General features: G+C 34.1%; 31 protein-coding genes and 1 pseudogene. 3 read left to right on the top strand and 29 right to left on the bottom strand.

Annotation, left to right across the window (positions count from 1 at the left end):
* The coding region (locus KM885_RS11460; protein ID WP_216883997.1) for an ATP-binding protein at positions 1–365 on the top strand (365 nt) is incomplete at its 5' end.
* Between the two features lie 157 nt (positions 366–522).
* Here the strand turns inward: KM885_RS11460 and KM885_RS11455 are convergent.
* The 5 genes from KM885_RS11455 to KM885_RS11435 all read right to left on the bottom strand — a co-directional run bounded on the left by KM885_RS11455 (position 523) and on the right by KM885_RS11435 (position 3,111).
* Positions 523–726 carry a recombinase family protein gene (locus KM885_RS11455; RefSeq protein WP_216883996.1) on the bottom strand — a complete coding sequence of 68 codons (204 nt, stop codon included), beginning with the start codon at positions 724–726 and terminating at the stop codon, positions 523–525.
* 3 nt (positions 727–729) lie between these two features.
* Positions 730–897 (bottom strand): recombinase family protein, encoded by a 168-nt coding sequence (locus tag KM885_RS11450; protein WP_216883995.1) that lies wholly within the window; start codon positions 895–897, stop codon positions 730–732.
* Between the two features lie 96 nt (positions 898–993).
* The gene (locus KM885_RS11445; protein ID WP_204798058.1) at positions 994–1,206 is read right to left on the bottom strand and encodes a helix-turn-helix domain-containing protein; all 213 of its coding nucleotides are present in this window, start codon (positions 1,204–1,206) and stop codon (positions 994–996) included.
* 218 nt (positions 1,207–1,424) lie between these two features.
* Entirely contained in the window at positions 1,425–2,276 is an 852-nt protein-coding gene (locus tag KM885_RS11440; protein WP_216883994.1) for an ATP-binding protein, read from the bottom strand.
* Positions 2,221–3,111, bottom strand: a complete 891-nt coding sequence (locus tag KM885_RS11435; protein WP_216883993.1) for a hypothetical protein — start codon at positions 3,109–3,111, stop codon at positions 2,221–2,223. The genes KM885_RS11440 and KM885_RS11435 overlap by 56 nt, the downstream gene beginning before the upstream one ends.
* Positions 3,112–3,695: 584 nt before the next feature.
* Between KM885_RS11435 and KM885_RS11430 the strand changes: the two genes are divergently transcribed.
* On the top strand, positions 3,696–4,697 hold the full coding sequence (locus tag KM885_RS11430; RefSeq protein ID WP_204798061.1) for a replication-relaxation family protein: 1,002 nt from the start codon (positions 3,696–3,698) through the stop codon (positions 4,695–4,697).
* A gap of 497 nt (positions 4,698–5,194) precedes the next feature.
* Here the strand turns inward: KM885_RS11430 and KM885_RS11425 are convergent, their stop codons facing one another.
* The 20 genes from KM885_RS11425 to KM885_RS11330 all read right to left on the bottom strand — a co-directional run bounded on the left by KM885_RS11425 (position 5,195) and on the right by KM885_RS11330 (position 18,446).
* The gene (locus KM885_RS11425) at positions 5,195–5,431 is read right to left on the bottom strand and encodes a glutaredoxin family protein (RefSeq protein ID WP_010648781.1); all 237 of its coding nucleotides are present in this window, start codon (positions 5,429–5,431) and stop codon (positions 5,195–5,197) included.
* A 50-nt stretch (positions 5,432–5,481) separates the two neighbouring features.
* Positions 5,482–5,868 (bottom strand): DUF302 domain-containing protein, encoded by a 387-nt coding sequence (locus tag KM885_RS11420; protein WP_060669097.1) that lies wholly within the window; start codon positions 5,866–5,868, stop codon positions 5,482–5,484.
* Between the two features lie 30 nt (positions 5,869–5,898).
* On the bottom strand, positions 5,899–6,198 hold the full coding sequence (locus KM885_RS11415) for a rhodanese-like domain-containing protein (protein WP_010648785.1): 300 nt from the start codon (positions 6,196–6,198) through the stop codon (positions 5,899–5,901).
* 15 nt (positions 6,199–6,213) lie between these two features.
* Entirely contained in the window at positions 6,214–6,573 is a 360-nt protein-coding gene (locus KM885_RS11410) for a rhodanese-like domain-containing protein (protein WP_216883992.1), read from the bottom strand.
* Between the two features lie 178 nt (positions 6,574–6,751).
* Positions 6,752–7,012, bottom strand: a complete 261-nt coding sequence (locus KM885_RS11405) for a metal-sensitive transcriptional regulator (RefSeq protein ID WP_010648789.1) — start codon at positions 7,010–7,012, stop codon at positions 6,752–6,754.
* The gene (locus KM885_RS11400; RefSeq protein WP_225344181.1) at positions 7,002–7,286 is read right to left on the bottom strand and encodes a rhodanese-like domain-containing protein; all 285 of its coding nucleotides are present in this window, start codon (positions 7,284–7,286) and stop codon (positions 7,002–7,004) included. Before KM885_RS11400 ends, KM885_RS11405 begins: the two co-directional genes overlap by 11 nt.
* 279 nt (positions 7,287–7,565) lie before the next feature.
* Positions 7,566–9,260, bottom strand: coding sequence for an FAD-dependent oxidoreductase (locus KM885_RS11395; RefSeq protein WP_010648793.1), 1,695 nt, complete (start codon positions 9,258–9,260; stop codon positions 7,566–7,568).
* 11 nt (positions 9,261–9,271) lie between these two features.
* The gene (locus tag KM885_RS11390; protein ID WP_010648794.1) at positions 9,272–9,568 is read right to left on the bottom strand and encodes a rhodanese-like domain-containing protein; all 297 of its coding nucleotides are present in this window, start codon (positions 9,566–9,568) and stop codon (positions 9,272–9,274) included.
* Between the two features lie 58 nt (positions 9,569–9,626).
* On the bottom strand, positions 9,627–10,406 hold the full coding sequence (locus KM885_RS11385) for a sulfite exporter TauE/SafE family protein (RefSeq protein ID WP_010648795.1): 780 nt from the start codon (positions 10,404–10,406) through the stop codon (positions 9,627–9,629).
* Between the two features lie 63 nt (positions 10,407–10,469).
* Entirely contained in the window at positions 10,470–10,697 is a 228-nt protein-coding gene (locus KM885_RS11380; RefSeq protein WP_151025989.1) for a sulfurtransferase TusA family protein, read from the bottom strand.
* Between the two features lie 32 nt (positions 10,698–10,729).
* Positions 10,730–11,857, bottom strand: coding sequence for an MBL fold metallo-hydrolase (locus KM885_RS11375; protein ID WP_010648797.1), 1,128 nt, complete (start codon positions 11,855–11,857; stop codon positions 10,730–10,732).
* A gap of 83 nt (positions 11,858–11,940) precedes the next feature.
* Complete coding sequence (locus KM885_RS11370; protein ID WP_060669093.1) at positions 11,941–12,336, bottom strand: DsrE/DsrF/DrsH-like family protein; 396 nt, start codon at positions 12,334–12,336, stop codon at positions 11,941–11,943.
* 12 nt (positions 12,337–12,348) lie between these two features.
* Complete coding sequence (locus KM885_RS11365; RefSeq protein ID WP_010648799.1) at positions 12,349–12,900, bottom strand: sulfurtransferase TusA family protein; 552 nt, start codon at positions 12,898–12,900, stop codon at positions 12,349–12,351.
* A gap of 341 nt (positions 12,901–13,241) precedes the next feature.
* Complete coding sequence (locus tag KM885_RS11360) at positions 13,242–13,631, bottom strand: OsmC family protein (protein WP_010648801.1); 390 nt, start codon at positions 13,629–13,631, stop codon at positions 13,242–13,244.
* Between the two features lie 58 nt (positions 13,632–13,689).
* Positions 13,690–14,775, bottom strand: a complete 1,086-nt coding sequence (locus KM885_RS11355; protein WP_010648802.1) for a sensor histidine kinase — start codon at positions 14,773–14,775, stop codon at positions 13,690–13,692.
* The gene (locus KM885_RS11350; RefSeq protein WP_060669092.1) at positions 14,762–15,445 is read right to left on the bottom strand and encodes a response regulator transcription factor; all 684 of its coding nucleotides are present in this window, start codon (positions 15,443–15,445) and stop codon (positions 14,762–14,764) included. The genes KM885_RS11355 and KM885_RS11350 overlap by 14 nt, the downstream gene beginning before the upstream one ends.
* 30 nt (positions 15,446–15,475) lie before the next feature.
* Positions 15,476–16,069 carry a peroxiredoxin family protein gene (locus tag KM885_RS11345; RefSeq protein WP_060669091.1) on the bottom strand — a complete coding sequence of 198 codons (594 nt, stop codon included), beginning with the start codon at positions 16,067–16,069 and terminating at the stop codon, positions 15,476–15,478.
* A gap of 18 nt (positions 16,070–16,087) precedes the next feature.
* The gene (locus KM885_RS11340) at positions 16,088–16,846 is read right to left on the bottom strand and encodes a cytochrome c biogenesis CcdA family protein (RefSeq protein WP_010648805.1); all 759 of its coding nucleotides are present in this window, start codon (positions 16,844–16,846) and stop codon (positions 16,088–16,090) included.
* Complete coding sequence (locus KM885_RS11335) at positions 16,846–17,493, bottom strand: hypothetical protein (RefSeq protein ID WP_145524155.1); 648 nt, start codon at positions 17,491–17,493, stop codon at positions 16,846–16,848. Before KM885_RS11335 ends, KM885_RS11340 begins: the two co-directional genes overlap by 1 nt.
* A 143-nt stretch (positions 17,494–17,636) precedes the next feature.
* Positions 17,637–18,446 carry a cupin domain-containing protein gene (locus tag KM885_RS11330; protein ID WP_216883991.1) on the bottom strand — a complete coding sequence of 270 codons (810 nt, stop codon included), beginning with the start codon at positions 18,444–18,446 and terminating at the stop codon, positions 17,637–17,639.
* A gap of 244 nt (positions 18,447–18,690) precedes the next feature.
* Between KM885_RS11330 and KM885_RS11325 the strand changes: the two are divergent.
* Positions 18,691–19,128 (top strand): annotated as a pseudogene (locus KM885_RS11325) (ferritin-like domain-containing protein); the annotation flags it as partial.
* Between the two features lie 415 nt (positions 19,129–19,543).
* Here the strand turns inward: KM885_RS11325 and KM885_RS11320 are convergent.
* The 4 genes from KM885_RS11320 to KM885_RS11305 form a co-directional block, all read right to left on the bottom strand.
* Positions 19,544–19,744, bottom strand: coding sequence for a DUF7695 domain-containing protein (locus KM885_RS11320; RefSeq protein ID WP_225310793.1), 201 nt, complete (start codon positions 19,742–19,744; stop codon positions 19,544–19,546).
* Positions 19,745–19,864: 120 nt separating this feature from the next.
* The gene (locus KM885_RS11315) at positions 19,865–20,287 is read right to left on the bottom strand and encodes a hypothetical protein (protein WP_010648810.1); all 423 of its coding nucleotides are present in this window, start codon (positions 20,285–20,287) and stop codon (positions 19,865–19,867) included.
* 18 nt (positions 20,288–20,305) lie between these two features.
* Entirely contained in the window at positions 20,306–20,611 is a 306-nt protein-coding gene (locus tag KM885_RS11310; protein WP_010648811.1) for a hypothetical protein, read from the bottom strand.
* 17 nt (positions 20,612–20,628) lie between these two features.
* Positions 20,629–20,919, bottom strand: coding sequence for a hypothetical protein (locus KM885_RS11305; RefSeq protein WP_010648812.1), 291 nt, complete (start codon positions 20,917–20,919; stop codon positions 20,629–20,631).
* Positions 20,920–20,938 lie beyond the last annotated feature (19 nt).

The following is a 20,938-nucleotide window of genomic DNA, read 5'->3' as shown; positions in this document are numbered from 1 at the left end:
TGGATCACTTACTTTATATACTAAAGACAAGAGAGTATATCAGTAAGTCAAGAACAAGATACAAACGAATTACTACACCGGATCTGATTATTATTGATGACATCATGTATATGGCATATGAACCACAGGATGCCCAACTATTCTTTCAGTTTATTTATGATATGTATGACAAGACATCATTCATCTTAACGTCTAATAAAGGACCAGGTGAATGGGGAAAGTTTCTAGGGGATACAACGTTAACAACGGCGATCTTAGATCGCCTCCTCCACAGAAGTGAAATCATTACATTCGATGAAAACCAAGACAGTATTAGAATGAAATACAGACAAGCTTTATTTCAAGAAAAAGGTGTTGAATCATAATTGTGGGAAACTGTTGAACCTTATTTGTGGAAAATCGTTTAATCCTACTTGACGGTTACAAGTATCCACGATTTACTCTACCTATTATTATTTATATAACAATTTTATACTTTGCTTTTTCTCTTTTAGTTCTTTACTTACCAACTGATTTTCCAACCTAATTAACCATCCATAGGGATTTATTAATTAACTTGTTATTTCCTTCAAAAGTATTAATATCATTATCTAATGTAATAATATTGACTTGTTGTTGTTTGAGAAGCTCTTGTAATTGGATTGCTTGTTCATAATATCTAAATAAACGAGACGATGTCATAGAAATAATTACATCAATATTCCCTTCATGAGCTTCTTTTATCACTTGCTAAAGTCCCACATTTAAGCTCGATCCCAAACTTTTTTCTTCTTTATAAATCTTGCACAACTGCCAATTTTGTTTATTGATATATTCCTCTATCACATTCAACTGTATTGATAAACTAGACTCACTATGTTCCTTACTTGCAGTTCTTACATATGCTACACATTTCATAATATATATCTCCCTTTAAATTAATTAATTTTAGAACAGTTACTTTTACTTTGTGTATCTACAGATACACAAGGTCACGATCTCTTCTCTATCTGTTTATTTTTTAATCTGAAAAACATCATGAAATTCTAAACCCAATTGATTTGATATTTTCTTTGCAACCGCTGGGCTGGGGTTTTTCTTATGATTAATAATTTGGTTAAAGTAATTCTCACTTAATCCGGTATGTCTCGAAAACTCTCGTTGCGAAAATCCCTTTTCAATCAACATTGCTCGTAGTTTATCGGAATCTTTAACAATAATTTTCATGTTTTAATTTTTCCCTCCTTTTGTAAAATGTGTGTGCTTCAAGATAAATAAAAAGAGAAAACCACCTTTAAAAGACTGCAGCATACACACATCGCTGTCATTCTATAAAAATGGGGTTTTCCCTTTTTTGTTCATATTCGATTTTAGTTTTTGACTGTTATAATCATATTCTAACAATCTTTTTCTATATTTTAAGAGATCAAACACATTAATCCACTTCATTTAAAAAACATCTTTGCTATTTCATCATTTTCCTGTTTAGATATTATTTCTCTAACACTTTCTTCAGGCATAACAACTGGGAATGTCATTTTTTCAATGCGACTTTTTATCCTCCCAGCGGGATACTTCTTTTGGAGTGACTGTATTGGCATATTAGATGTGATAATAGTTGGGCATTTGTAACTCATTCTCTCATCTAAGATTTGCGTCAAAACTTCTTCCGACCAATCCGTTGTTTTCTCTACACCCAAGTCATCCATTACCAGTAATGGAGCATGCTTAAATGATTCCATTAAACTATAAAAGTTTCTATTAGATTCTTTACTAGAAAATGAATGCTTCATCTCATTTAGCATATTTACTACTGAAATATACAGTGGCTTGATCTTATACTTGATGATAAGTTCATTTATAATGGCAATTGATAGAAGTGTTTTTCCAGATCCTTTTGTATTACTGTAAAAGTATAATCCTTTCCCCATATCCTCCATCTCTAGATATTGTTCAACATAGCGTGTTGCAATTCTCCTAGCATATTGCGCTACTTCCACACTTTCCTTTACCTGATAGATTTTCGTATGAAAATCATGAATTCTTTTACTTAAATAGTCATCTGGAATTCTAGCAGTCTTAATTTTTCGCAACAGTTCTTTATGTTCTCTGCATTTACATATCACCATGACCTCAGAACCGTCTTCTCTTATTACATGAATTAGTCCAGATCCATCACATTCTCTGTACATACAATCATCTGTTGCCTTTGTTAATTTCCCCGGCATCTTGTATAATAACTCAACCGTATCGTTGGAAGTATTCGTCTTGGACAATATATCCTGTAGCTTGTTCATCTTCTAGTACCTCCTGTTCAAATTTATATGCTTGATCAAATATATAATTAGCAACATACCGAAAGGACCGGATATTATCTAACTTGTGTTTTGGTTTAAAGTTATTGAAACACTCTTTTATCCAACCAATAACTCGATGAGTCTCCCAATTCTCTCCAACAACATCCTTAATCGCCTTTTCGTCATTAGACGATAACTTCTTGTTTTTGCTAAGGCTCAAGTAGGTTTTACTAATTAATTCAAATTGATTTGAATCATAAATGTCAATTTCATCTTCATTTGACGAAGATGTCTCTGAATTAATTTTTGGAGTAATCTCTGTAGTAATCTCTGGTATTGCAGCGCAACCATTGAGCTTCGAATTAACTTTTTCTACATTCGGTAAAACAATTTGTTTACTCGAAGCATCGTTTTTTTCACTTCGTAAAAACTGCTTGTATTCATCTATCGGATATCCCAAACTGCTTAAATCTAACATGATTTTCACTAAGTTAACACGATATTGTAAAGTCTTATCCCACTTATACCGAGGGTTGTTTCTTCTTTTAACATAATTTTTTTCTACTATATTGCCTAGATACTTTCGAATCGTATTAGGTGATACACCGAGCATTACTTCCTCAGCCAACTCCTCAGCTTTTTTATAAATCCAACCGTGTTTAAATGAATCCGCTAAATGATTGTCTAAACGCTCTCTTTCTTCAAGTTTATATTTATCAGCATCTTTCATACGATCTATCCAGTAAATTAATTGGCCTAATATTATGGCTTCTTCCATGCTGCCCGTTAGTACGAACAAATCCTCTCTGATGACAGCTTTTTTTATTTTTTGCAATTGAATCTCTCCTTTTACTTAATATATTTTCTATCTCAATTTGAACTTTTTTCCTGATTATCATCTCCTCGTCTCCGTCTGCCATTAGGTTTTTTCAAATAAAAAAAGAGAAAAAGAGAAAAACCCAAGACAGACGTAGCAAAATATATACACGTAAGTATGTGTATATTTCACTACTTCCTCTTGGGTTTTTCCCTTTTTGTTGAGAAAGTCGATCAATTTATTTATTTGACTATCATTATACAACGATGATTTTTTATTGCAAGTCTTTTTACTTTTATTTTATAAACACCCACTCACTATTGAATTTATTTCTTTTATTTTATAGGACTAGGAATATCAAAATTTGACAGTACACTATTTAAAGAACACTTTCCATTAAACAGTAACCACCCAAATAATAAGGTTACTGATAAAAATTAGCAGCATTTAAGTTAATTATTCAGGAGAAGTATATTACTTACTGAAATAGCCTGCATGTAATCAACCTTTTATATAGCTGACAATAATAGTGAAAATTGAAATTCTAAAAGTGTTCTGGCTAGCAAATGTCATTCACCCAAAGGGAAAGGAGAAAAAAACAAATGCAAGATAAAATCATCTTAAAGAAAAATGCGAGACAACGATTAGAACTTACTAATACAGATTTAAAGTTATTAGCATTTTTAGAACAACAACGGTTATTAACTTTGCAGCAATTCTATCAAGCTGCTAAACACTTATTCGAATTGGGGATTAAAGAATATAGTTTTAAAAATCGAATCAGAAAGTTTGAGGACTATCATCTAATTCGTTCAGAACATTATTCTAAGGGTTTTGAAGGGGAACGTTTTAAATTCTTGGCAATCGGAAGTAAGGCTGTTGATGTATTAATAGAAAGTGGACTTCTAGACGAATCATACAACAAACCAAAAATATATAAATTTAATCAAAAGAAAAACTTGTTGCACTTTATTGCAACACAACAAGCAGCACTAAATATATTAACAACCTTTAATAAGAAAGCTATTAAAGATCCAAATACAAATAAAACAAAGTATCCAATCATTTATAATCAAACTTCATTTTCCTATTCACCAGCAATGTATCCATATACCGAATGGGTAAGAAAACATAAAAATCTACATCGACAAAATAACGGAGCATTTCATGCGGAAATAGCAAAATATATGACTACAGGAAGTAAAGCTGGTAATAAATTAAATGGAGCTACGATGACAATAGTAAAACCAGACTGGATTATTAAACTAAAAGGAACACCAGAAGTAAGGGACGCTATAATAAATATTGAGATGGATATGGGAACGGAGCCTATCGAAACCCTAGCTCAAAAGTTATTTAAATACGCAATCCTTGCCGAAAAGAATCCAGAAGTTCTTCATATCATGGATATTGTTATTGTCGATAACAGCTTATCAAATCGTTCTAGTTTTAGTGATGGAATTGGCAGAACGAAAAATATACTACAACGATTTAAGTCAGACTCAGCAGTTATAAAGAGATTAAAAGAATCTGGATTAAAACTTATCGTTCACCCTTTAGGACTAAATGTAAATCAATTATATAAAACACTACGTAAATACTGATTATCACTTTTCACGCACAGTCATTCATTTGGAATGACTGATACATAAAACATCATTGGTAACCATTATTGGATACTATAAATAAAGACTATCATATCAACACTTTCCCTTCAGTTACATCTCTCACCTTGCTATTCACTTTTACTATTAGTTACGATTAATAGTAACCATTATCCAGAGTAATACACTCATTTGATAATCGTTAACATCAAAATAGCCATTAACATATGAATGGTAACCATTAATAGAAACCAAATCAAACATTGACTGGCACTGTATTTCACTAATTTTATTGCTCTATTACTCTGCATAGTATCTTTTATTGGTAACTAATAATAGTTACCATATATTATATTATCTTTAATAAACCACTGTATTAAATTCTAATGTTGTACATAAAAGTTACCCATGTTAGAAGAATATTAAAGCTAGAATAAAAAAAACAGTAAAGAATGTTTATATCCTTACTGTCTTTACGTATTCGTAGTAGTACGAGATCATTTAATCAATATCTTTAACATTCTCTCCGGATCAAACCCGCTTATCCACTCTCCATTTATATTGGTTTGCGGAACCGTCAATCTTTTCGTTTTTCCTATTACTTTCATCCTTGCTATAGGATTTAAGTCTACAATTACTTCTTTATAAGTGATATCAAAGGAGTCTAGAAAGCTTTTTACCATTCCACAGACAGGGCAGAAGCTTGATGTATATACCGTGACAGTTTGATTCATTTGAACATAACCTCTTTTACTAAATGAAAATCCTGTTGAACTTCACTTGATTACTTACTTTTATCAATACAGGCAATCAGTCTTTCTTCAATGTCGGTTGCAATTTCCTTTAATTCTTCATCTTCTACCATTTGAATTAGAGCAGTTGGTTTTGGTAGCCCTATGTTAGTTTTCCCTTCATTATCCTCGTAAACAACGATTTTACATGGAAGGAAATATCCAATTAGCTGATTCGTTGACAACACACGCTGCGCTTCTATAGGATTACATACTTCTAAAACAGTAAATGGATGGTCTAGTTCATATCCTTTCTTTTGCAATGTTTCCTTAATGTCAAACTGCCACTGAACACCAAACTTTTCTTCCTTTAAATTTACTTCCAATGACTTAATGGCATCTTCTATAGATTTGTGTGTCTCTATTGTGTAATGAAACATCTTTTGATTTCACTCCTATCTACTTAGTTTTTATTCACTGTTTCCATTCCAATTATTCATTCCACCGACCATATCTTCAACTTTGAAACCTAATGCCTCTAGTATTCCACAGGCAGCTTTACTTCGATTACCTGATTGACAAACAACCACATAGCTCTTTTCCTTGTCCAGTTCACCTTTTCGTAATGCAAGCTGACCTAAAGGAATGTTGTTGGCACTTGGGATTTTACCACTAGCTACTTCTCCATTTTCACGAACATCAATTATGAATACTTCTTCACTATTTTGAAGACGTTTAGCTACTTCTTCTGGTGCTATTTGTTTTGCCATCACTTGTCATCCTTTCTAATACCAAGCACTCATTCCACCTTTTACATTGTAAATATTTTCGAATCCTTGTTTTTTCAGGATATTTGCTGCTTTTGCACTTCTCATTCCGCTTTGACATATAACAACAACTTCTTTATGTTTTTCCAATTTGTCTACTTGGCTAGGCAAGTTGGAAAGTGGGATATTTTTAAACGGTTTGCGATGATTTGCTTTATATTCACCCGGTGTACGGACATCTATAAATTGAACACTTTTATCCTTAAATTTATCTTTTGCTTCTTGAACAGTTATATTCGTAATGCCCTTTTTGGGAATAATACGATTGATCACAAAGAGTGCGATCAAAATAATAAAAATCCATTGTATAATATCCACTCTACCTTCACCTTCTCTTTTCTTAATTTTTATCTGATGTCATTTTACCTTCTGTTCTAATTGTTTCATTCGGTTACTTCCATTAGACTAGACTTAACCATATACCCATCGGGGTATGTTTTATTTAAAAAGAAAAAGGTTGTTAAATTTCCTTTTAGTAAGAAAATTTTTAGAACCCTTATCTACTTTTCACTAATAAATTTACTGCTTCTTTTACAAGTTCTTTCGTATCTTCATCATTTTCAATATTCTCTCGAACACATTGTTCTAAATTCATACTTACAATTAATCCAATTGTACGATCAATACCAGTACGAGATGCTGATAATTGAGTAATTACTTCCCTACAATCTTTATTTTGCTCAATCATATTTAATACGCCTCTAATTTGACCTTCAATACGTTTTAAACGATTTATAACAGATTTATCATACTCCATCTATTATTCCTCCTTTACATGCACAACCTATAATCTCGAAACTACTAACACTATATCCTTTTCTTAATAAAAATCTCACCCCTAGATTAATATCCATTCGATCATTCGCTACAACATGAAGTGACTGATCCGGAATCTCACTGTAGTGTCTTCTCAAATAAGCGTAAGGTATCTGCATTGCCACATTTTTTAAAGTTCCTTTTTCGTTGTAATCTCTTAAATCTAATATAACGATATCCTTTTCGCCAATTCTATTCTTACAAGTTATTCCCATAATTGGGAAATACCTTCTATATAATTCGTAACATAATAAAACAAAAACTACACATAGCAAATATATAATCATAATTGATCACCTTTTAATAAGGAATACATAAATAATAATATACCCCATAAGGTATATTGTCAAGATTTCAATATTATTTTCTATTAGTCGCTTTTGATTTCTTTAACAAAACTTATACACATCTTGAGATTAGAAAATAAATGGAGGATACACCAAATAATGTACCTCCGTTTCATACTGTTAAATAATATTCTTCAGATTTTAAGTCTACTTAAAATTATATTCAGTTACTATTCTTTCTCTACCAGTAACTAAATCATTAAAATATTCATAAAGGTTTACACCCAAATAGGAACCAGAAATGTTGTATACATTCTCATATCCTAAATTTTGTAATGCCATTACCATATTATAACTTCTTTGACCTGAACGACAGTGAATGTATACGGGCTGACCTTTTGGAATTTCATCAAGTCTCTGTCTAAACTCACTTAAAGGAATATTAACTGCGTTTTTAAAATGACCTGCATTATATTCACCTTTTTCTCGTGCATCAATAATAAAAGCATTACTTTCTACTAGTTCTCGAACTTGGGAAACTTTTACTTCTTTGTATCTGCCTTGTAGTAGGTTTAGCCCTACTAAAGCGGCATGATTAACGACATCTTTAGCTGTTCCTAGCATTGGGGAGTAGGTCAATTCTAGGTCTTTCAAATCTTCCAACGTTCCATTCATTGTAATCATGGTTGCAATAATATCAATTCGTTTATCTACATTTCCTTTACCAATTGCCTGCGCACCTAAAATTCGACCTGTTGGATATTCATAAACCAATTTAAAATGCATCGGATTGCTGTCTGGCATGAGTCCCACTTTATCTCCCGGCATTAAGTAAACATAATCGTACATCATTCCTGCTTGCTCAGCTGTTCTTGCATTAAGTCCAGTAGATGCTGCATTTAGATCAAAGAGATGGATGGATGATGATCCTATTACACCGATATTTCTATTTGGAATTCCATACATATGATCTGCAGCCGCTCTGGCTTGTTTTTGGGCTGGCCCAGCTAGTGCTAGTCTTGTTTGTTTTTGTAACAAACGATGATACACTTCAATGGCATCCCCAACTGCATAAATATCTCTATCACTTGTTAAGTAATTGGAGTCGACCTTAATAGCTCCTGTTTCTCCAATCTCAAGACCTGCCTCCTTAGCCAAGTTGGTTTCAGGTCTTACACCAATCGCTAATACCACTGCCTGCGCATCAATTTTCCTACCGGAGTTTGTTGTAATATATCCATCAGAAATTTTAGATAACCCATCATCTAGAATAAGTTCAACTCCGTGATCCACCATTTCTTTATGAAGGATTTGAGCCATATCGTAATCAAATGGTGCCATTACTTGATTTGCAAACTCAACTAATGTTACATTATAGTTCGCAAGTTTAAGATTTTCTGCAACCTCTACTCCAATAAAGCCACCACCGATGACCGCGATATCCTTCATACCTTTTTGCTTGATATATGAATTGATATTCTCAATATCGACTACGTTTCGTACTGTAAAAACATTAGAATTGTCTATGCCTTCTAAATTTGGTCGAATAGGTGAAGCACCGGGAGAAAGCACCAATTTATCATAGCCCTCTTCGTATGTTTTATCTGAGATCAAATCTTTTACAGTGATTGTTTTCTTATCCCGATTAATTTGAATAACTTCCTGTTGTACCCTAGCTTCAATATTGTAGCGACTCTTAAAGATATCGGGAGACATTAAAACAAGCTTTTCGCTATCTTCTACAATACCGCTTAAATGATAAGGTAACGAACAGTTCGAAAAGGATACGTGAGGACCTTTTTCAAACATAATAATCTCTGCACTTTCATCTAATCTTCTGACTCGTGCAGCGACAGAAGCTCCACCAGCAACTCCACCAACAATCAGTACTTTCTTTCCCATATTTAAGCCTCCTATTCTATTTCACCAACCCACGCTAACATTCCGCCAGTCATATTCGTAACATTATATCCTTGATTGATTAAAAATTCACATGCTCTTGAACTTCTTCCACCAGAACGACAAACCATGTAATAATGTTTATTTTTATCTATTTTGTCTAAAGAATTTGGGATGTCCCCCAAAGGAATATGTTTAGCTTCAGGAATTTTCCCCTCTGCAACTTCAACGTCTTCCCGGACATCAATAATATGGACGTTTTCTCCATTTTTTATTTTCTCATGTAACTCTACTGCTGATATACTTTTCATCAGTCTGCATCTCCTTTATTATTGTCTATTTTCGTATCTAGAAGGTTTAAAATATTATTTAAGTCAAAATATCTATCCAAATTTTAATAGCAGTACCCGCAATCAAAAGTGCTAATATCACTTGTAAAATTCGGGTATTCATTCTCTTTCCTACTTTTGCTCCAAGTGGTGCCGCTAATAAACTTGCTACAATCATAATAGCAGCTGGCCAATAATCTACTTGTCCAGTAGCAATTTTACCAACACTTCCCCCGATAGAAGAAATGAACGTTACTGCTAAACTTGTTGCAATCGTCATTCGTGTTGGAATGTGCAAAACCGTAAGCATGATTGGTACAAGTAAAAAGCCTCCTGCCGCACCGACTATACCAGATGCTATTCCCACAATTAATGCTAATATTGCCGCTAGCGGCTTGTTGAAGGTAACTTCATTTAATGGTACATCGTCCATTTTTTTCTTTGGTACAAACATCATTACAGCTGCAATCACAGCTAGAATACCATACACAACATTTACTGCTTGCTCGGATAAGAAACTCGATCCATAACTACCAATTAAACTTCCTATTAGGATAGCTCCACCCATATAAATGATGAGCTGCTTGTTTAGGTATCCACCTTTTCGATATGCCCATACACCTGCAATGGAAGCAAACAGTACTTGTACTGCACTTATTCCAGAAACCTCATGGGCTGTAAATGCTACTAGACCAAATAAAGGGGGAATATAAAGTAGCATTGGGTATTTAATAATGGAACCCCCAACACCTAACATACCGGATAAAAAGGAACCAATAAACCCAATTGCAAACACAACGATGATAAAAGTTAAATCCATTACTAAACCTTCTTTCTTATTTAGAAAAGCGAGTAGTTCACGCTACTCGCTATTTGGTTTTCTTTATCCTTTTTGAATATAGAAGTACAGAACATCCTCTTCTGTTTTTTGTTCTAATACGGTATGGCCACCTGATTTAGCCCATGCTGGGATATCATTTAAAGCACCCTTATCTGTTAAAAGTACTTCAAGTACTTCACCAGAGTTAATCGTATCCATTGCTTTTTTAGTTTTTACAATTGGCATAGGACATGCTAAGCCTTTTGCATCTAATGTTTTTGTAATGTTCATTTAATTTACCCCCATTTTTTTCTATTGATTAATTAGCGAACTGCACAACGGTTTGGACCGATTTCCATTTCTGTTTGTTCGTCATTATTAGGTGTGATTTTCCCCATATTTACCTGACGAATTTGTTCATACGCATTTGGCTGTGGTGGTAGGTTATCTGTAACAGTACGACGGAATTCCGCTTCATCCTCGATGTTTAATCCATGATTCTCTTTAAACAAATCACCTAATCTTCTAGCCACTGTACCATCTTCATTTAACTCATCAATAATCATGAAATGTGCAGGTAACACCACTAGGTCTTCAGCTAGTTCACGATAACGGGAATATAATGTTTCTCGTAAGTCACCTACCCAATCTTCCGCAAGTCCTGCTAAATCGGGACGACCAATGGAGTCGATAAATAAAATATCACCTGTTAACAAGAACTGATTGTCGATAACAAATGAAGTAGAACCAATGGTATGACCCGGTGAATAAAGTGCATTTACATCAATTTGAGATGCACCAATTTTTACATTTAATCCTTCTGTAAGTGGCGTGTAATCAAACACTACCTCTGTCGCATCTTTTGGTGGTAGATAGTAAGTTGCTCCTGTATTTGCTGCAATATGACGTCCACCTGAAATATGATCTGCGTGTAGGTGTGTATCAAATACGTGCTTGATTTCTACTCCTTTTTCTTTCGCAAAGTTTGTGAATACATCCGTGAAACGCACTGCATCAATAATAGCTGCTTCGCCTTCAGAAATTACCATATAAGATAAACAACCTTTTCCTAAACGAACAAATTGGTATAGCTCCCCACCATTTTCTAAATCGGAAACTTTAATTGGTTCTAGATAACTACTCCAAGATTTCATTCCACCTTCAAGATATGCAACTTCACGACCAGCTTCAGAAAGCATTTCTGCTACCATAACGGAAGATCCTTCCTTAGCACATACTACTAATACTTCCTTATCTGTTGGAAGTTTAGGCAAAATCTCTTCTACACCATCTAATAATTCGAAGTAAGGGATATTTAAATACTCGAATTTATGTCCTTCAATTTTCCAATCCTCAAATGCATCATGATTACGAACATCTAAAATAAATAATTCTTCGTTATCAATTACTTTTCGAGCAACTTCTGCTGCAGTCCATTTATTTACTGTCATTATTGAATTACCCCCCTAGGTATATTTTAAATTATTTTTTAGCAGTGGAGAATTTCTCCACTGCATAAAGATTGATCATCTAATTAGAAAGTTAATGTTGGTGATGCATCTTTTGCATATTCTAGGAATGTTACTGCTCCACCAACTTCTATACCATCAACGAAATCTTCTTTCGTAAGTCCCATAACATCCATTGTCATTTGACATGCTATAAATTTAACACCTAGTTCCTGTGCCATCCCAACTAGTTGTGGGATAGTAGGAACATTTGCCTTTTCAAACCCTTCAGCAAAATGTTCCTTTCCTGCTGGCATTTCTAAAGCGTGCATTGCTTGTTTATGAATTAAGTTTAGTCCTTCAAAAGTGAAGAAGATTTGTACCTCTTTTTCTGAAGCTGCTGCTGCTGTTGCGATATTGAATACTTTGTATGCATCAAACATTCCACCGTTTGCTGCGATAATAGCTACTTTTTCTGACATAATAAATTCCTCCTAGATTTCTTTTGTTATTTTTCCGTTCCACTCATTCATACCCGGTAGAACGTTATAAACTTTTTTATAACCATTGTTTGCTAATAGTTGTGCTGCCAAATCAGAACGTTTCCCTGTACGGCAGATTACATAGATTTCTTTTTCTTTATCCAATTCTTCAAGGCGTGATTCTAATTCACCCATTGGAATGGACTTTGCACCTTGAATATGACCAAATGCATATTCTGCTGCTTCACGCACATCTAAAATTAAACCGTCACCTGATTCAATTTCATCAAGTGAAACAGTGTGTTCAAATGTTTTTTCCACTTCTGGTTCATTAGAGCCTTTGCGAATGTAATGATAAAGAACATCGCCTTCTTCCAATGTTCCTAGATATTGGTGTCCAACAGTGCTTGCCCATGCTGCTAAATCGGCTTTAGATCCTTTGTCTGTAGCTTGAACTTCCAATACTTGACCATCTTCAAGATCCGTAATTGCTTTTTTAGTTTTCACAATTGGCATTGGACAAGCTAAGCCTTTTGCATCTAATTGGTGATTTGCTTGAATCATACATTTACCCCCCACGGTATTGTTTTTAACAAAAAAATTTACGATTTGGTATTTATTATACCTCTATGGGTATAATATTTAGCAATAAATTAGTCGTTATTGATAACGACGTTTGCAGTATACCTTTTATAGATCTCCATTGATTTAGCTTGTTGAAAATCAATTACAAGACCAATAATATACCCCCTAGGGTAAAATGTCAACCCTTTGATTTCTATTTTTTTGGATGGTTCTAGAATGAGACAGGTTTTGATTGTTTAGATTTAGATTAATCTTCCCACGCTCATTAATATGGTAGAACCTTTCCAACACCTTCCTTTTACCAACAATGCTCACCCGACCTACTTTTCTCTAACTTCTATTGTTTCAACAACTTCAATAGCACTATTAACAGACTGAATCATGGCACAGTTTTTGATTGCAAGGTCAAGCGATTTTTGGACTTTTGAAATACTTAAATTCTTACCAAAAACAATGAAATGTAACACTATTTTTGTAACTTTATTCGCTTCTTCCTCATTACGTTCGATTTCTACCTCCATTTTAATTGTATCAAAAGCAATACGTTTCTTTTCCATTACCTTCTTTAATAATCCCCCACTACACCCCACAAGTGACGAAACGAGTAGCTGTACTGGTCGAAAGCCAAGTTCCGAATTACTCGAAATATCAAGTTTACCATATTCAAATTCTGCTTCTAACGCTCCTGAGTCCTTAAAATTAAACTTCATTTTATTCGCCTCTCTTATTTTTTAATAATGCCCTCATGAGATAGCTAAAAGTCAATACTTATCCTTTAGGCAGACTAAACCAAAAGGTATGCACATTCTCTTCTGAAATAACACCTATCTTTCCTCGGTGATGTTCAATAATCTCTTTTGAAATAGCAAGCCCTAAACCAGAACCGCCATATTCTCGTGATCTCGAATGGTCAACACGATAAAACCGTTCAAAAATTCGTTCCTGCTCATCAATCGAAAGAGATTTTCCGGGTCCAGCTATACTAAGCCTATACTCTGATTGAGAATCTATTCCCTTGATTGTTATTGACCCACTACCCTCATAGTAGCGAATGGCATTATCAAGTAAATTACTAATGACTTGTGAGATTGCACCACTATTTAGTTTAATAATACTCGGTGCAACGTCTACTTGCATGTTAATGTCTTCCTGTTCTATTGCCCAGCGAAACATTTCTATCGATTGTTCCACTATCTTTTCAATTTGAACAAGTGATTTTTCTGAAAAACTCTGGGTTGATACGTGATCCCATTCTTTCAGTTGTTCCATCTGCTCTACCAAATGAATAAGCCGCTTTGATTCATTGAATAAAGATTGGTATAGCTTTTCGTCTCCTTGAATCACTCCACTTTGTAATGCACGGAGATACCCTTTTAAGTTGGATAGAGGAGTACGAAACTCATGGGATAAATCAGAAACTAGTTTTTGTCGATGAAGTTCATTATCCTCAAGCTGTTTAATTAAATCATTAAAATGACTAATTAATTCGCCTATTTCACCATCTGATTTAGCTTGAATAGGATTAGGATATTCACCCTGTTTCATCCTTTTAGTAGAGGAAATTAGTTCTTTTAATGGATGAATCAACTTTTTGGTTAAATAGAAATGAATAAGACTACCAATAATAATGGTAGAAATACTGAATATCCACAAGTATTGAAATAATGTCGTCTCGAATTGAGCTTGTTTTTGATTACTCATTGAAGTTAATCCATCCGCAAGAACACATGCAGTATTATAAATTGCCCAACTACTTAAACCTACAAATGCAGCAATCACTAATATGTTAATAAACGTTAATCGAAAAAGAAATTGTTTGGGAACAAGCACCTTTCTTATTTTATTCCGTAACAAATTTATACCCCATTCCTCGGACCGTAATAATTCGTTTAGGTACAGCTGGATTTTCTTCGATTTTTTTCCTTAGTTTCTTTATATGTGCATCTATTGTCCGGTCTAGTATTAATTTGTCCGCATAAGGATATAGTTGATTCAAAAGGCTTTCTCTAGAGATAACCGTATTCGGATTCTCCATAAAATAATATAATAGATTGAACTCATGCTTCGTTAGTTTTACTTCTTGATCCAAAAGTAAAACTTCCCCTTTTCGAGGTTTAATACATAATCCATCATAAGTAATCTTCTGGCAAAATTGCCCTGTTCGCCGTAGTACAGCTTCAATATGAGCTAGAAGTTCCTCTGGTTCAAATGGTTTCACTATATAATCATCTGCCCCAATCTTTAACCCATTAATTTTATCCTCTATACGTGATTTAGCAGATAGCATAATGATCGATACTTCATTTCTCTCTTGTTCCCGAACCCACGTACAAAATTCTTCTCCACTAAGTTTAGGGAGCATTAGATCTAGTATGATAAGACAAGGATGTTTCGATAGAAATACTTCCTTTGCTTCCTCTCCATCTACAGCCTCCACAACATCATAGCCTGATTTTTTCAAATAAATGCTGATTAAATCACGTATCATTTTATCGTCTTCAACAACTAATATGGTTTGTTTCATTCTCTCACCTCTTTGCCCATCATATGTAATTTACTCCATCTTCTCAAATTCCTGCACCATCAAATCGTAATTCATTGCACCATATGCCTTGTAACTAATCAATCCGTTGGAATCAACCATATAAGTAGTTGGAATTGGTTGGATTGCATAGAGATTTGCTACGTCTAAATTGGAATCCATTAAAACTGGAAAAGTTAGTTTATATTCGTCAGCAAAGTTCTCTATATCTTCTACACTAGATTCCGAATTGGTTAGATTAACTGCTAAAATAACAATATCCTTATCTTGATGGAACTTTTCCATATCAGGCATTTCTGCTCGACATGGTGGACACCATGTTGCCCAAAAATTAATCATTACACGGTGTCCACGAAAGTCCGATAATTTTACACTGTCCCCACTTAACGTATCTAGTTGAAAATCTGGTGCCTTGTTCCCAACTTCCAAACCAATAACAGGCTTCTGATTTTCTTCTACTCCTTCATCTGTAGCTTCAGCCTCTACTTCTTGTAGCTCCTCTACATTTTCAAAATGGACCGCAGACTTTTTGTTTGAGTCGAGGAAATCATAGACTGCCCAGCCTACCATACCTATCACTACAACTAAAAGAATCCATTTTTTCATCACAAACACCTCCTAAGTTTACCCTAATCTTGATAACCAAGTATCTTGTACTAAATCTAGTAAGAATCCTGAAATACGTGGCATTAATCCGAAGAATAGAACGAATCCCATCAAAATCATCATGATGGCACCTATCTTCATTATGATGTTGCTATGCCGTACTATCCATTTCGTTTTCCCAATAAAGAATGTTAAGACCAGAAATGGTAATGCAAATCCAAATACATACATAATCGTATAAAACATTCCTTGACCGGGATTACTAGCAGCTAAGAGTAGAATGGAACCGAAAATTGGTCCGATGCAAGGTGTCCATCCAGCAGCAAACCCAAGCCCAATAAAGAATGTCCCAACATATCCAGCTGGTTTTTTCGTATAATGAAACCGCCGTTCCTTCATTAGAGACGGTATTTGGATCCAACCCGCTATAAATAACCCCATTATAATAATAAAAACTCCTGCTATCCGCTGAATGAGTAGTCCAGAATCACCAACCAAGAGTTTTTGCGCCCATTGTCCTAAAAACGAAGCACTGGCACCTAAACTAAGGAATACTAGGGAAACTGCTAAAAGGAAGAAGAACGAATGAGCGAATAACTGGCGAACTATTTTTCTATTCTTATTACCTTGTAATTCCTTTACACTAATGCCCGTTATATACGACATATAGGCTGGGAAAATTGGCAAAACACATGGCGATAAAAATGATAAAGCACCAGCTCCTATTGCTAATAGCATTCCTACCAGTAGCATCGTATCAGTCTCAATAATACCCATTATGTAGCCCCCCTTCTTATTTTATAAGTTAAAATACCGACGCTCATTACTAAAAACAATCCAACAAACCATGGTGCCATGATATAACCAAAGACCGTCACAAAAGGCTGAACAAATCCTAAAATAAGCATACCAATCGACCAAACTATAACAATGACCGTCAACATCTTCAAAGTAGTAAAACGCTCCCGTAACAAAAAGAATATAGCGATTAAAATGGATAATAAAATTAAATATCCCAATGCATAGAAATTATCCACTACAACGAATTGAATAAACTCATATACAAACGAACTAATAAGAAATAGATGGACAAAAGAATCCAATAAGGGAATTACTTGCATGTTTTTTTGTTTCGATTTATATAGAAGCATTAATGCTATTGATACAATAGCAAAATAAAATGATTTTGAGTCACTCGGATAAGCCAAAATGGATAAAGGATCCGATATAAAAGTGGAAAGGTTTATTAAGATTTTCCCAATCCAAATAAAGATTACAAAATTGAATAATTGCGATATTATTTCCTCTACCTGTAATTTCTTTTGCTCTCTAGTTAAGTCACTTAACAGATAGAAGGATAGAAAGCCTACTGCGAAACTTAGAGCAATTATACCAATTGCTGTTAACTTACTTGCTATAGCCATCGTATTTCCTCACTTTCAAACTCCGTCTAATGTACCTTACCCTTCCAATGTGAAAATTTGATGAAAGTTACATTTAACATTTCATAAAAATAAAAAAAGGAGTTTTGTCAAAATGACAAACCCCATTTAATACTAGACTATCCCTACATATTTTTACTTTGCGGAAGAAGTTTTGATTCTCCCGTACGTTCCCATTCTTCTACAGTCTCATATGCTCTTTTAGGAGAATAGCCTTTTCCAACGAGAACTCCCATGAGAATAAACTCTTGAAGGATATGTGTAGCATTTATTCCTCTCTTAACGTCTTCTAATCCTTCTTTCACTAAAAACTCTGTATACTGTACCCATTCATCTGGAGTTCTACCGAAATAAGTTGGATTGGCCGAATTACCGCCTTCTTCCGCAGCCATTGCATCTGCTTTCGTTTGGTGAATCGTTCCAAATGGATGTTCTGGAGGTGCATAAATGGTATATAACTTTAATGGCTTATTTCCAGTGTTTGTTAAATTATGCCATTTACCAGTAGGAACCATGATAGCATAATCTTCAGAAACCCTTCTTTCATAGTTCAAATTATTTTCGGTGTCACCCATTTGAACAAGCCCCTGACCTTCTTCAATACGTAGAAATTGATCTACATCTGGATGGACTTCCAAACCAATGTCTTCTCCAACACCAATACTCATCAATGTAACCTGTAAATGATTTCCGGTCCATATTGCCGTGCGAAAGTTTCGATTCCTTTCCGCAGCTTCCTCTATATTTATTACGAATGGCTGTTTCCCTTGATCTTTAAATGCCATATTTTTTGCTCTATCTTCTATTTGCGTTGGTTGATACATGCTCCCCATATTTGTTTCTTGTGGGTAACCCCAATATATAGGCTGTTGGCGAACATGGTGCATTGGAACACTTACATAGTAATTTGGATACATATATGGTGAATAATACATCTTCTCACTCCTCCATTATTGTCATATGTATCCTATGTATCATTCTTAATAAATGTACTTTTGTATATTGACGTTTATAGAAGTTTATCTGCAGTTTTTTAATATTATTCATTAAAGGGGCAAACAAAAATAATGGCTTCCTGTTTCCCAGTGTTGTAAATCGAACAACAACCCAACATATAGCATAAGATAAATAAAATTTAGATACTGGGAGGAGAACTATTTGTATTATTCTAATCGATTACGACAAATTGATAATTTCGGTGCAACTGGGGCATTAAATGCCTCCACATTAACCTTGCCTCAAATGTTGACTTATGCCCTCCAAGACGAGTATTTAGCTCAAGCAAGATACAATAATATTTTGGAAATCTTTGGATATATTCGTCCATTTGCGCAAATAAGGGATGCTGAATTAAGACATATCAATGCACTATTACCCCTTTTTTATCGCTATCAGATTCCTCTACCTGAAGATATATCGTACACATTCATTACTACTCCGGAAAACATTAAAGCAGCATACGCTGCTTGTGTACAAGGTGAGATAGACAATATTTCGATGTATGAAAAATTTTTAGTCCTTAATATTCCAAATGATGTTCGATTAGTCTTTACCCAACTGCGCAATGCTTCTATAAATCATCTAGCGGCATTTGAAAGAGGCCTTGCACGAAACTAAATTGTGTCTGCCCCCTACCATCGTAAGTAGGATACCCATCTCTTCTGTTTAATGAACCACAAGTTAGTTTTGATGTGACTAAAAATTTCCATCTACCTCTGATAGAACTTAACAAATTATTTTAATATAAATTTTCTTGAATAAACTATGGCAATGAATATATGCTAATATCTCAAATTGCAAATTCAATTAGTGATATGTTATATAAGTTACTTTGATCATAAAACAACATTGATTTTCAATAAAAATAAACAGTTCAATTTACACGCGAATGAATTGAACTGCTTATTTTTTATTTATACTCATATATCGAATTAGTTATTATAAACAAGTTAGAAGCCCGTTGTTATTACTATAAGCACACTTTTCTAGCAATAGTAAATCCCCTTGTTCATTTACGTCAAGAAGTCTATCTTCAATCTTCTTCATAAACTGAATAACTAAAATCGATGAAATCCTCCAGTTTTACACTGTTAGGCTGATTCGTCCCCCAACCATACCGCTGATAATCCTTGCCTCCATCTAAAAATATAGATCCACATTTACATCGTTTAAAATCATGACTATGTATTGATTCAATAATATCGTCACACTTTTTACAACGAACCTTGTTCACTAATACCCTTCTCATTAGATAAAATTCCTTTCTAACTACTATGTGCGTGCGTTCAACTGGTCTTGTAATTAACAATAATTATCAAAAAAAGAAGTTCCCCTTTTGGATACTTCTTTTTAATTAATACTTTACAAAGTATTTTATATAATGATCATGCTTTTTTATCCATCTTTTGTATCTGTCCATATTAGATAAAGTTAAACTAAATCGCTGGGCAGTGTTACGAGTTCGGATCTCATCCCAATTCCCCGTTATACATTCGAAAACTTCATCCATTCGAATACTTTTGCGATTACTTGTAGAAGCAACATAGTAACAAGCAAATAGGAATGTCAAATCTGCTAAGGGCATTGTTCCTCTTCTTATTTCCACCATGATACTTTGGGGTACTGCATAATATCCATATTGTTTAATCAACATAGCCGGAACTTCTTTACCATCATCAATCATGTAACGAATAATGTATTCACCACGATTAATGCTTACTTCCCTATCTTCAAATAAAGCTTTTGGTATTTCTGATAAACTTGTGCTTTTAACCATTACTGTCTTGATATCCCCTTAGTCTAATTTAATAGTTATACGATTTGCCTTATTATAAACTGATTCAGCTCTTCTAGAAGATTCCTGCTTTTCCTTTTCAATTAGTTCCAACTCAACATCATATGCTACACCTTTATTTTCTAATGTAACTCCAAACGTTTGACAGATATAACCTTTTGCACCCAAGAGAGCCATGATTTCATTCGTTAGTTCAGGCGTAAATCCTTCATGGGCTTCATCTGTCATAGTTTTTTCATCGCTAGTTTTTACAGCTGCTACAATATCTATAACCAATTTTCCTTTGAAGAGATTCATTGAAGACATAATTCGCAACAACTCCTTTATCTTTTAGGTATTAATAATGTATCAACAAAAAATGAAAGTGCATCTTTAAACGCCACACGGTAGGTCAACTTACTTTTCTGGAATACCTGTTGAAAAATATTTGATTTAAGATCTTCAATAAGATTATTCTTTGCCTCTTCATCAAGATCTTTAATGCTTGACGATAGCTTCTGTTCCAAATCCTTATAAATCCCTTCCATAAACATCTCATATTCTTCACTAGTAATGATATCCTCCAAACGACTTTCAATCAGTTGATTAACCAATCTTGGGAAACCATCAATCATCTAAAATCACCCTTTTATT

This window comes from Oceanobacillus caeni, from assembly GCF_019037185.1.
Lineage (GTDB): Bacteria > Bacillota > Bacilli > Bacillales > Amphibacillaceae > Oceanobacillus > Oceanobacillus caeni.
Note: the sequence above shows the minus strand (reverse complement) of the source record. Positions and strands in the feature narration are given on the sequence as shown.